Source organism: Bradyrhizobium sp. AUGA SZCCT0177, assembly GCF_018130125.1.
In the GTDB taxonomy this organism is placed as follows: Bacteria; Pseudomonadota; Alphaproteobacteria; order Rhizobiales; family Xanthobacteraceae; genus Bradyrhizobium.
Map to the genome: position 1 here is coordinate 225,617 of NZ_JAFCMA010000005.1, position 12,309 is coordinate 237,925.

The 12,309-nt window shown below is 63.2% G+C and carries 11 protein-coding genes; 10 read left to right on the top strand and 1 reads right to left on the bottom strand.

The features are described 5' to 3' along the window. Positions 1-21: 21 nt before the first annotated feature. Positions 22-921 (bottom strand): LysR family transcriptional regulator, encoded by a 900-nt coding sequence (locus JQ597_RS08270; protein ID WP_212263702.1) that lies wholly within the window; start codon positions 919-921, stop codon positions 22-24. Between the two features lie 149 nt (positions 922-1,070). Between JQ597_RS08270 and JQ597_RS08275 the strand changes: the two genes are divergently transcribed. The 10 genes from JQ597_RS08275 to JQ597_RS08320 all read left to right on the top strand — a co-directional run bounded on the left by JQ597_RS08275 (position 1,071) and on the right by JQ597_RS08320 (position 12,304). Beyond that, on the top strand, positions 1,071-2,030 hold the full coding sequence (locus JQ597_RS08275) for an N-carbamoyl-D-amino-acid hydrolase (protein WP_212263703.1): 960 nt from the start codon (positions 1,071-1,073) through the stop codon (positions 2,028-2,030). Positions 2,031-2,071: 41 nt separating this feature from the next. Then, positions 2,072-2,896, top strand: coding sequence for an ABC transporter substrate-binding protein (locus JQ597_RS08280; RefSeq protein ID WP_212263704.1), 825 nt, complete (start codon positions 2,072-2,074; stop codon positions 2,894-2,896). Next, on the top strand, positions 2,893-3,750 hold the full coding sequence (locus JQ597_RS08285; protein WP_212263705.1) for an amino acid ABC transporter permease: 858 nt from the start codon (positions 2,893-2,895) through the stop codon (positions 3,748-3,750). Before JQ597_RS08280 ends, JQ597_RS08285 begins: the two co-directional genes overlap by 4 nt. Next, positions 3,747-4,511, top strand: a complete 765-nt coding sequence (locus JQ597_RS08290; protein ID WP_212263706.1) for an amino acid ABC transporter ATP-binding protein — start codon at positions 3,747-3,749, stop codon at positions 4,509-4,511. The genes JQ597_RS08285 and JQ597_RS08290 overlap by 4 nt, the downstream gene beginning before the upstream one ends. A 16-nt stretch (positions 4,512-4,527) precedes the next feature. Next, positions 4,528-5,340, top strand: coding sequence for an ABC transporter substrate-binding protein (locus JQ597_RS08295; RefSeq protein ID WP_212263783.1), 813 nt, complete (start codon positions 4,528-4,530; stop codon positions 5,338-5,340). Beyond that, positions 5,327-6,211: a polysaccharide deacetylase family protein gene (locus JQ597_RS08300; RefSeq protein ID WP_212263707.1), complete on the top strand. Its 885-nt coding sequence runs from the start codon at positions 5,327-5,329 to the stop codon at positions 6,209-6,211. Before JQ597_RS08295 ends, JQ597_RS08300 begins: the two co-directional genes overlap by 14 nt. Before the next feature lie 49 nt (positions 6,212-6,260). Beyond that, complete coding sequence (locus tag JQ597_RS08305) at positions 6,261-7,841, top strand: ABC transporter substrate-binding protein (protein WP_212263708.1); 1,581 nt, start codon at positions 6,261-6,263, stop codon at positions 7,839-7,841. Then, positions 7,838-9,211 carry an amidohydrolase family protein gene (locus JQ597_RS08310; protein WP_212263709.1) on the top strand — a complete coding sequence of 458 codons (1,374 nt, stop codon included), beginning with the start codon at positions 7,838-7,840 and terminating at the stop codon, positions 9,209-9,211. The genes JQ597_RS08305 and JQ597_RS08310 overlap by 4 nt, the downstream gene beginning before the upstream one ends. 81 nt (positions 9,212-9,292) lie before the next feature. Next, positions 9,293-10,465, top strand: a complete 1,173-nt coding sequence (locus JQ597_RS08315) for an amidohydrolase/deacetylase family metallohydrolase (RefSeq protein WP_212263710.1) — start codon at positions 9,293-9,295, stop codon at positions 10,463-10,465. A gap of 234 nt (positions 10,466-10,699) precedes the next feature. After that, complete coding sequence (locus JQ597_RS08320) at positions 10,700-12,304, top strand: ABC transporter substrate-binding protein (protein ID WP_212263711.1); 1,605 nt, start codon at positions 10,700-10,702, stop codon at positions 12,302-12,304. Positions 12,305-12,309 lie beyond the last annotated feature (5 nt).

Below are 12,309 nucleotides of genomic sequence, written 5' to 3' on the forward strand. Positions count from 1 at the left end.
GCCATCAACGGGGTTCAATGCCTAAGCGCCGTCCCGGTCCAGGGCGCGGCTCGCCTGCCGGACTTCGTTCAGGAACGCCTTGGCCAAACGCGACAGAGGCTCCGCCTCAGACCACAGCATATACGCCACGGCCACGGTTTTCGGCGTGAAAGGCCGGACGATAAGGCCCTGGCCGCCGCCCTGGCGCGGCGAAAACGGATCGACGACCGCAGCGCCTACGCCGGCGGCCGCGAGCACGCAGGCCGTATTGCAGTATCGCACTTCGACGGTCGGCTGGAACGGCGCGCCGGCTTGCGCAAAACTCTCGCGCACGGCTTCACCCAATCGCGTACCGCGCTCCAGCCCGATGAAGGGCAAGCCGACGAGGTCGGTGGCTGAAATGACCGGCCGTTCGGCCAGCGCATGGTTCGGCGGCAAGACGCAGACCATTTCGCCGGTGTGAACCACCTCGTGCGCGATGCCGGGATGATGTGACAGCCCAAGCGCGAAGCCGAGTTCTGCGACCCTGCTCGTGACGCCGTCGATGATACCCTCGTAGCGCCGTACGTCGAAGAAGACGCGCGTCTGCTGACGGCGGCGCAGGAAGTCCGATAGAGCGTGTGGAATGATGCTGTAGGCCAGCGGCGGCGTCGCCACGATCGATAGAAGGCCGGTGCGGCACTCCCGCAAATCGCGCACGCGATTTTCAAGCTTGGCGTGCAGCGCAAAGATCGCTTCACTTTCCTTGTAGAGCGTCATCGCCTCTGATGTCGGGAACAGCCGGTTGTTGACGCGCTCGAACAGGGCGAAACCCGCCTGTGCTTCCATCGCCTTGAGCGCATTGCTGATCGCCGGCTGCGACAGCGCCAGTTCGTCGGCCGCCGCGACCGTGGTCCGATGGCGGATGACCGCCCGCAGGATCTCCAATTGGCGCAGGTTCATATAACCACCGGTTATTGTCTCGGTGAAAATATCATAGCACGAGTGATTGCGTTTTGGCCCGCGCTTTCGCGTAATCACCTCTGCATCGGGGCGTTGCCGGAGCGGGCTTGTCCGCCTCCTGCGTAAGCAATCCGCTCAGATTGGAGGCAATGTTGGTTCGAGTTCTCCGCGCCGCCGCCGCTCAGATGGGGCCGACGCAAAAAGCGGATCCGCGAGAGCATACGCTTGGCCGGATGCTGGAACTGTTGGAGGCGGCCGCGGCGAGTGGCGCAACGCTGGTGGTTTTTCCCGAATTGGCGTTTACGACCTTCTTCCCGCGATGGCTGATCGAGGGTGAAGCGCTCGAGCATTATTTCGAGCGCGGCATGCCGAATCCGGCCGTGCAGCCCTTGTTCGATCGCGCCCGGGCGCTGCGGATCGGCTTCTATGTCGGTTATGCCGAGCTGACCTCGGATGGTCAGCGCTTCAATTGCTCCATCCTGGTCGATGGCGACGGCGAAATTCTAGGCCGCTATCGCAAGGTGCATTTGCCGGGTTCGGTCGAGCCGCGGGCCGGCGCACGCTACCAGCAGCTCGAAAAACGCTATTTCGAATATGGTGATCTCGGATTTCCTGCCTTTCGGGCGGGGGAGGATTGGCGCCACGCGATCATGGGCATGATGATTTGCAACGATCGCCGCTGGCCGGAAGCCTGGCGCGTGTTGGGCCTGCAGGGCGTCGAGCTGGTGTGTATCGGCTACAATTCCGCGGCCTACGATCCCAACGGCGGTGTTTCCGAAGATGCGGCGCTGCGTACCTTCCATTCAAAGCTCGTAACGCAGGCCAACGCTTACATGAACGCGACCTGGGCGATCTCGGTCGCCAAGGCAGGGAACGAGGACGGCTCCGGACTGATCGGCGGCTCCTGCATCGTCGATCCGAATGGCCGGATTGTTGCAGAGGCGCAGACGCTCGCGGATGAAATCGTGGTCGCCGACCTCGATCTTGATCTCTGCCGCCAGGGCAAGGACAAGATGTTCAATTTCGCCGCGCATCGGCGGCCGGAGCAATACATGGCTATTACGGAGCGCGCGGGCGTCGTCGAACCGGCTGATCTCGATGCGATTTAACATGCTGCGTCCAGTCGCGGCCGTGGGCCGAAGGAGCTGATATGACACGCCTCTGGTACTCCGCTGGTTTCGCCGCCCTCCTTGCCACTACAACTGCGCAGGCCGCCGAACTGCCCGAAACGATCAAGCAAGCGGGCACGTTGCGGCTGACGGTCAATTCGACCTACGCGCCCATGGAGTACCGCGATCCGACGACGAACCAACTCGTCGGGCTCGACATCGATCTCGCGAACGAGCTTGCGAAACGCCTCGGCGTGAAGATCATCTGGAGCGAAACGCCGTTCGCCGAGCTCATCCCCTCATTGCAGACCAAGCGCGCGGATTTCATCATCAGCGGCATTTCGGATCGCGCCTCGCGGCGCGAGACCGCTGATTTCATCGACTATCTGGCGACAGGTCCGCAGTTCTTCGTCCTGGCTGAAAATGCGGCGAAGGCCGCCATCGATCTCTGCGGCAAGAAGGTTGGAACGACGCGCAGCACCAGCTTCCCGATCGAGATCGAGAAGTGGAGCAAGCAGAACTGCGAAGCGACCGGCAAGCCCGCTGTGCAATATGTTCCGGGCGAAAACAGCATCGATGTCCGCAACCAGCTCAAGCAGGGCCGCATCGACGCCGCGGTGCAAGGCAGCGAAACCTTGCCCTACGCCCAGGCACAGGAGGTCGGGAAATACCGCGTTATCGGTGAGCCGTTTTCCACCGGCTATCAGGGCATCATGTTCCGGAAAGACGATGTGGCATTGCGCGAGGTGGTGACGGAGCATCTCGCCGCGATGATGAAGGATGGATCGTACAAGGCCATCCTCGAGAAATGGGGGCTCGGTGCGAACGCGGTCGCCCAGCCGATGATGAATGCGGCCACGCAATGAGAACGGCGCCCGCGCTGGCCGGAGGCTTCCCCGACATCTCCGGCATGACGGTCGCGCGTCAGGTGCATTGGCAGCGATGGCTTGCCGCGGCGGCTATTCTCGTGGTGCTGGCTGCGATCGGTCGCGCCTTCGTCAACGGTCAGATCGAATGGAGCTATGTCGGTCGCTTTCTGACTGCGAAGGCGATCCTCGAAGGCATCGTCAACACCATGGTGATGGCGGTGCTTGCGATGACCCTTGGCATCGTGCTCGGCGTCGTCGCCGCGATCATGCGGCTGTCGCCCAATCCAGTGCTCAAATCGGTCGCAGCCGGCTATACGTGGCTGTTCCGCGGCACACCGCTGATCCTGCAACTGCTATTGTGGTTCAACATCGCGCTGGTGTTTCCGACGATCGGCATTCCCGGCCTGTGGGAGGCCCGGGCGGTCGACGTCATGACGCCGTTCCTTTCAGCCCTTCTCGGTCTCGGCATCAATCAGGGCGCCTATACGTCCGAAGTGATGCGGGCGGGCATGCTGTCGGTCGACGTCGGACAATATGAGGCCGCGCAGGCGATCGGCATGGGACGGTTGCGCGCGCTGCGCCGGATCATTCTGCCACAGGCGATGCGGGTGGTGACCCCGCCACTCGGCAATGAGTTCATCGGCATGGTGAAGGCGACGTCGCTGGCGAGCGTCATTCAGTATCCGGAGGTGCTGCACGCCGCGGAGAACATCTATTACGCGAACTCGCGCGTGATCGAACTCCTGATCGTCGCTGGCTCGTGGTATCTGCTCGTCGTGTCAATTCTGACGCCTCTGCAGATGCTGCTCGAGCGCCGCTTCGCGCGTGGCGCATTGCAGATCACCCGATGACCCAACCCCTCGTCGCCATCCGATCGGTCAGCAAGAATTTCGGGGAGTTTCAGGCCCTGAACAAGGTCTCGCTGGACGTCCGGGCAGGCGAGGTGCTTTGCCTGATCGGTGCGTCAGGGTCGGGCAAGACGACGCTGCTGCGTTGCATCAACCAGCTTACGCCGGTCGACAGCGGCGGCATCTGGCTCGATGGCGAGCTGCTGGGCGTGCGGGAAGAGGGCGGGCGGTTGCATCGCCTCACCGAGCGGCAGGTCGCGCGCCAGCGCCTGAAGACCGGCATGGTGTTCCAGCGCTTCAACCTGTTTCCGCACAAGACAGCACTGGAAAACATCACCGAAGGTCCGGTGCAGGTGCAGGGCCGCAACCGGGCTGAGGTGCAGGCGGAGGCGATGGAACTGCTGCGGCGCGTCGGGCTGGTGGCGAAGGCCGATGCCTATCCCTCCCAGCTTTCCGGCGGGCAGCAGCAGCGGGTGGCTATCGCCCGTGCGCTCGCCATGAAGCCGATGCTGATGCTGTTCGACGAGCCCACCAGTGCGCTCGATCCCGAACTGGTCGGAGAGGTGCTCGGCGTCATGAAGGAGCTTGCCCGCAGCGGCATGACGATGATGGTGGTGACGCACGAACTCGGCTTCGCGCGCGAGGTCGCCGACACCGTCATCTATATGGACCATGGCGCGATCGTGGAGTCCGGGCCCGCTGCCGAAGTTCTCGGCGCGCCCCGTGAAGTGCGCACAAAATCGTTTCTTTCCGCGGTGATCTGATGGGGACATTTTCATGATCAAACGTATTCTTGCAGCGGCGTTCCTCTGTGCCGCCGATAGCTCAGCGATGGCGGTCGAGTTGCCTCCGGAAATCGCAAAGCAGGGCAGTATCAAGGTCGCCATCGTGCCGAACTATCCCCCGCTGGAATTCAAGGATCCGGCGACCAACACGCTGGCCGGTTTCGATGTCGAACTCGGCGAGGCGCTCGGCCGCAAGCTCGGACTCAAGATCGTCTGGCAGGAAACCAGTTTCGACCAGATGATGCCCGCGATTGCGACGGGGAGGGTGGATGCGATCCTGTCCGGGATGACCGACATGGCAAGCCGGCAGGATACGGCGACCTTTGTCGACTACCTCCGCAATGGTCCGCGCTTCTTTGTGCAGCAATCGCGCGCCGCCGAGTTCAAGGACACGAAGGCGTTCTGCGGAAAAAAGGTCGGCGCCAGCCGGCGCACGTCGTTTCCGAAATTGATCGCCGCCTGGAGCGATGCGAATTGCGGCGGCAATCCGATCGTATACGTCGGCACCGAAGGCTCGGCCGATGCCCGGACCCAGCTCAGGCAGGGGCGGCTCGACGCGGCCGTTCAGGGCGGCGAGACGCTTCCCTACATCATGGACCTCGAGCCTGGGACTTATGTTCCGGTCGGCGAGGTTTTCGCGGTCCAGTTCACAGGACTTGCTTTGGGTGTGAAGGAGACGGTGCTTCAGCAGGCGTTCGTGGAGGCCCTCGACGGCTTGATCGCCGACGGCTCCTACCGCGCGTTGCTGGCGAAATGGAAATTGACCGACTACGGCGTAGAAAAGGCGATGATCAATGCAGGACAGTAAAGCACTCGCGAGCATTCCGCTGGTACCGGCGAACACCGCGCCGATGGCGCCGGAGTATCCCTGGCCCAAACCCTATACCTCGGCGATGTTCCTTTCCTTCGACGTCGACGCGGAGAGCGCCTGGACCAGCAAGGACGCAGCCCATGCCCAGCGCCTGATCACGATGAGTTACGGTGGCTACGAGGCGCGCGTCGGCACGCCGAAACTGCTGGAACTGCTCGATCAGCTTGATCTGAAGGCGACGTTCTTCATCACCGGCTGGTCTGTCGATGCGCATCCCGCGATGGCCGAGGCCATTCTCAAGGCCGGCCATGAGATCGGCCATCACGGCTATCACCATTTGCTGCCGGATCCGGGCGATCCCTGGATCGAGGAAGAACTGGAGCGGGGTTTTGAAGCGCTGAAGCGTCGCCTTGGTGTCAGGCCGACCGGCTATCGGGCGCCTTACGGCGAATTCACCGAAGAACTGCGCGTGGCGCTGGTGCGCCACGGCATCGTCTATACCTCCTCGTTTAGGGACGACGTGCGGCCTTACCGCCATCAGCTGGCGGATGGCCGGCCGGGCACGATCGAGCTTCCGGTGACCGCAAGCTATGACGACTGGATGCACGGCCTGTCTGCCCGGTTCAGCCCACGGCCGATCTTTCCCAAGGAGCATGTGCTCTCGATCTGGAAGGATGAGCTCGACGAGGTCAGGGATTGGGGCGCGATGGTGACGACCGTGCTGCATCCGCAATGCAGCGGTCGCCCAATGCGGCTGCGCCTGCTGCGGGAATTTCTCACCTACGCCAAATCCTGCCCCGATCTGTGGATCACGACCGGCGAGGCGATCGCGGCAAATTACAGCCGTCACGAAGCCGCCAGCCGCTGAGAACCGCACCGATTGAATATCCGCCGATTGATTGTTCCAGGAGTTCTCGATGCTTGTTTCCCGCCGCTCACTGTTGAAGGCTGCCGCCGCGGCGCCGGCGCTGTCGCTGCCGGGAATCGTGCGGGCGCAGTCGCAGACCACACTGCGCTTCATTCCCGTGATCGATCTGACCTTCATCGACCCGATCTACTCCACGGCGCAGGTCTCCCGTAACCATGGATTCATGGTCTACGACACCCTCTACGGCATGAACTCGGCGCTCGAGGTCTCGCCGCAGATGGTGTCTGGGCACGTCGTCTCCAATGAAGACCAGCAATGGGATCTCACGTTGCGCGACGGCCTGCTATGGCATGACGGCGAGCGCGTGCTGGCGCGGGATTGCGTCGCCAGCATTCGCCGATGGGCGGCTCGCGACGGATTCGGCGCCGAACTGATGGCGGCGACGGATGAATTGTCGGCGCCGGACGACCGCACCATCCGCTTTCGGTTGAGCCGGCCTTTCCCTCTGTTGCCCGCGGCGCTCGGCAAGGCGGCGATCCAGGCGCCGTTCATGATGCCCGAGCGGCTGGCGAGCCAGGATCCGTTCAAGCCGCTGACCGAGGTGGTGGGCAGCGGTCCTTTCCGTTTCGTGGCAGACGAGCGGGTGCAGGGCGCGCGCAATGTGTACGCCCGCTTCGATCGCTATCAGCCCCGTCAGGATGGCAAGCCGGATTGGACCGCCGGTCCCAAGATCGTTCACTACGACCGCGTGGTCTGGACGACGATGCCGGATGCGGCGACAGGGGTCGCTGCACTGCAAACGCGCGAACAGGATTGGCAGGAAACGACGCCGCACGATCTGCTGCCGGTGCTGAAGCATACCGGCGTCACCACGCGGATCCTCGACCCGCGAGGGTACACCTGCATGTTGCGGGTGAACCATCTGCAGCCGCCATTCGACAATCCGGCTATCCGCCGCGCGCTGCTCGGCGCGATCGACCAGTCCGCCTTCATGACGGCGGTTGCGGGCGAAGATCCCGCCTATCAATCCGCGCCGATCGGCTTCTTTGCGCCGGGGACGCCGATGGCGAGCGATGTCGGCCTTAACGTGTTCCGTGGGCCGCGCGACATGGCGAAGGTCAAGGCCGATCTGAAAGCTGCCGGTTACAATGGTGAGAAGGTGGTGCTGCTCGTCCCCACCAATTCGCTGGCACAAAAGCCGCTCGGCGACATCGCCGCCGACATGCTGCAGCAGGCCGGCATGAACGTCGAATATGCCGGGCTGGATTTCGGCCTGGTGTTGCAGCGGCAGTTGAAAAAGGATCCTGTCGCCCAGGGCGGCTGGAGCGCGGGCGTCGGCAACTGGCAGGGCATCGATTGGCTGAACCCGGCCGGCAATTCGAACCTGCGTGGCGACAGCAAAGTGGCCGGCTGGTACAAGAGCGAGAAGATGGGGGCGCTCCGAAGCCAATGGCTCGCCGCCGCCAATCTGGCCGAGCAACAGCGGATCTGCCGCGATATCCAGGCGTTGTCGTTCGAGGAAATTCCTTATTTCCCGATCGGTCAGTATAAACAACCGACGGCCTACCGCTCTGGTATCACCGGGATCCTCGACGGCACGGCCGTGTTCTGGAATGTGAAACCCGCATGAGCACGATCGCGATCTTCGGCAGCTATGTGTTGTCACGCAAAGACGGTGCGCAGGAGGTGCTGCGCGATCATTGGGTGCTGCTCGAGGGCAAGCGGATCGCCGCCGTCACGCGCGACCGCCCGTCCGCCACCGAGGTGTTCGACCGACCGGGCCGCTTCGTGCTGCCCGGGCTTTTGAACCTGCACAACCATTGCTTCAGCGAAGCCGTCGCCCGGACCCATACGGAGGACGGCAACGGTCGCAAGAACAACCAGAGCATCGTCTATACGGTGCTGCTGCCGCTGACCAAGCGGGGCGCCGACATGCTGTCGCCTTCGGAACGGCTCGCCATCGCACGGCTCGGCATTCTGCAATTGCTGAAGGGCGGCGCCACCACGGTCATGGAGCCGTTTCGCAACACCATCCCTGAAATGTTCGACGCCGCCGAGGAGATGGGCATCCGCTTCTATGGCGCGCCGTATTTGTTCTCCACATCGGACGCCAAGGCCGGGCCGGACGGCGTGGTACGCTACGCGGGCGATGACGGCCAGGCCGATATGGATACATGGAACGCGCTGTACCATCTCTGGAATGGGCGCGGCGATGGGCGGATCGGCCTTGCGATGAGCCCGCACGCGACCGACACCTGTGGTCCGGATCTGCTGCGGGCGTGCGCCGCCCGCGCACGCGAGCTCGGCGTTCCCATCACCACCCATCTGGCGCAAAGCCAGGCCGAAGTCGCGACGATCGGCAGCCGTCACGGTGGTCGCACGCCGGCCGAGTATCTCGACTGGCTGGGCCTGCTGGCGCCAGACCTTCTGGCCGCGCACTGCATCGCGAGCACCGATGGTGATTTGAAGCTGATGGCGGCGAGGGGCGCCACGGTGCTGAACTGCCCGCGCGTGTTTGCGCGCGCTGGCGTCACCGCGGCGTTCAGCCGGTTTGCCGGGCACGGCGTGCGGACGGTGGTCGGAACCGACGGCTACAACATGGATCTGCTCGGCGAACTCAACGCGGCGTCGATGATCTCGAAGATCGTGTCTGCTCGGCCCGACGTCGCCAATGCACCCGAATTGATCGAGTCGGTCACGGCAACCGCGGCCGCGGTCATCAAGCGACCGGATCTCGGGATCATCACCCCGGGCGCAACAGCCGACCTCACCGTCGTTGATTTGACCCATCCCCATCTGCAGCCGCTGTTCGATCCGCGGCGTGGGCTGGTGGCGCTTGGCAATCGCGCCAATATCGACCAGGTCATTGTTGACGGGCGTGTGCTGATCGATGGCGGCCAATACATTCATGGCGACGAGGCCGCGACGATCTCGGCCGGAACCGCGGCGATCGGCAAAATCTGGGATTTGCCAGAAGCCCAGGCGGCCTTTAGTGGCTGACGTCCCGTCGACACACGCGCAATGTTGGAGAGGCGAGACGCGCTCCCGCCGCTTCCTTCACTGTCTTATCAGGAGTTAGCAATGCCTTTCGACTTGATCCTGCGCGGCGGCCGGGTGGTTGACCCATCCCAAAAACTCGACGCCGTGACAGATGTCGCCTTCGCCGGCGGCAAGGTGGCCATGGTCGGAAATGAGCTCAACGCCGATCACGGCACCGACGTGCGCGACGTCTCGGGTTACATCGTCACGCCGGGTCTGATCGATCTGCACACCCATGTTTATTGGGGTGGCACTTCGCTGGGCATCGACGCCGAAGAATTCTGCCGTACTTCGGGCGTCACCACGGCGGTCGATACCGGCAGCGCCGGCCCGGGGAATTTCGCAGGCTTCCGCAAGCATGTGATCGAGCCGAGCCAGGTCCGCATTCTCGCTTACCTGCACGTCTCGCATGCCGGCATCTTCGGCTTCTCGCATCGGGTTATGGTCGGCGAGAGCGAAGAGCTCCGGCTGATGAATCCGATCGACGCCGCCACAGTGGCGGATCAAAATCGTGATCTCATTGTCGGCATCAAGGTGCGGGTAGGTCTTCACGCCTCGGGCACTTCGGGTATCGTGCCGCTCGACATCGCGCTTGAGGTCGCCGAACAGGTCGGCATGCCGCTGATGGCGCATATCGACCATCCGCCGCCGAGCTACGAGGAGGTGCTCGCCCGCCTGCGTCCGGGCGACGTCCTCACCCATGCATTCCGGCCGTTTCCCAATACGCCGGCTACGGCCCAGGGCACGGTGAAAAGGGCGGTTCTCGAGGCGCGCGAACGCGGCGTGTTGTTCGACATCGGCCACGGCAAGGGCTCCTTCGCCTTCAAGACCGCCCGGGCGATGCTCGCCAACGGTTTCTATCCCGACACCATCTCTTCGGATGTCCATCTGTTGTGCATCGACGGCCCAGCGTTCGATCAGGTGACGACCATGTCCAAGTTCCTCTGCATGGGAATGCCGCTCCCTGACGTGGTCGCGGCTTCGACGGTCAACGCCGCGATGGCGCTGCGGCGTCCCGAACTCGGCAGCCTCAAGCCGGGCAGCGCCGGCGATGCCACCCTGATCTCGATCGCGCAAGGGCAGTTTGACTATGTCGACGTCATCGGCGAGCATCTGATCGGCGACCGCAAGATCGTGTCCGAAGGCGTCGTCATTGGCGGTCGCTGGTGGCACCCGAAACCATCGGAGAAGTTCAGGCAACTCGCAGCAGGTTAGTCGGCCCTGGATGATGCATCGCTCGAAGATGTGATCGATCGAAAAATGTTTCTTCGTTCATGATCGACCTGACTTTTGGCAGCGGAACAACCTGGCCCCGCTGGCATACCATTTGCACGCAAAGGAAGCTGATCGCTATCATCTGATTGGCCTGTTTCACCTCACCGGCGCCGAACCCTCGGCCCATGAAACGGGCGGAATCGTTCATCACAACCCAAAACTGGGGAGAGCACCATGGATCGCAGGACGCTGTTGAAGGGATTTGCGGGGGTGGGCAGCCTGGCCGCAACGGCTGGCTTGTCGATGCCGGCCCTTTCCCAAGGCGCCGCGGCGCGCACCTTGCGCTTCGTGCCCCAGGCCAACCTTGCGAATTTCGACCCCATTTGGGGGACCCAGTATGTCGTGCGCAACGCCGCCGCGATGGTGTGGGACACCCTCTACGGCGTCGACGCGGCGCTGCAGCCGCAGCGCCAGATGATCGAGTCCGAGGAGACCTCCGATGACGGTCTGGTCTGGACCTTCCGGCTCCGGCCGGGGTTGAAGTTCCATGACGGCGAGCCGGTGCGGAGCAAGGATGTGGTGGCAAGCCTGACGCGTTGGTCGGCTCGCGATCCGATGGGACTGATGCTCAAGGCGATCCAGAACGAACTGGTCGCCGTCGACGACAGGACCTTCAAGTGGTCGCTGAAGGCGCCTTATCCGAAAATGCTGCTGGCGCTGGGCAAGAACAGCACGCCGATCGCCTTCATCATGCCGGAGCGCATCGCGCAGACCGATCCGTTCAAGCAAATCCCCGACTATATCGGCTCGGGCCCGATGAAATTCGCGAAAAGCGAGTGGGTGCCCGGCGCCAAGGCCGTGTTCGAGAAATTTGCCGATTACACGCCGCGGCAAGAGAAAGCGTCCTGGCTGGCCGGCGGCAAGCAGATGCTGATCGACCGCATCGAATGGGTGGTGATCCCGGATCCCGCTACGGCGGCCGCAGCACTTCAGAACGGCGAGGTCGATTGGTGGGAGAATCCGATCACCGATCTGGTGCCGTCGCTGAAGAAGAACCGCAACATCAACGTCGACATCGCCGATCCACTCGGCAACATCGGCTCGTTCCGGATGAACCATTTGCATCCGCCCTTCAACGACGTGAAGGCGCGGCGCGCCGTGCTCACCGCGCTGAGCCAGGAAGATTACATGCGCGCGTTGGTTGGAGATGACCCCGCGCTCTGGAAGCCGCTGCCGGGCTTCTTCACGCCGGATACGCCGCTCTACAGCGAGGCGGGCGGCGAGATACTGAAGGGCAAGCGCGACCTCACAGTGGCCAAGAAGCTCTTGGCCGAGAGCGGTTATTCGGGACAGCCGGTCACTTGCCTGGTGGCGCAGGATCAACCGATCACTAAAGCGTTCGGCGATGTCACCGCCGATCTTCTGAAGCAGATGGGGATGAACGTTGATTTCATCGCAACCGACTGGGGCACGGTCGGTTCCCGCCGCGCCCAGAAGACGCCTCCGGGTCAGGGAGGCTGGCAAGTATTTCACTCCTGGCACGCCGGCGCGGATTGCGTCAATCCGGCCGTCTACAATGCTGTTCGTGGCACTGGCGACAAGGCGTGGTTTGGCTGGCCCACGAGCGAGGCCGTGGAAAAGGAAGTCACGGCCTGGTTCGGCGCCAAGAATCTCGACGAGGAGAAGGCCGCGGTGGGGCGCCTCAACAAGGCGGCGCTCGAGGACGTCGTCTATGCGCCGACCGGCTTCTTCCTGAGCTATACGGCGTGGCGCAAGAATGTCTCCGGCATCGCGAAGGGGCCGCTACCGTTCTTCTGGGGCGTGTCGAAGACCGCATGATGGGA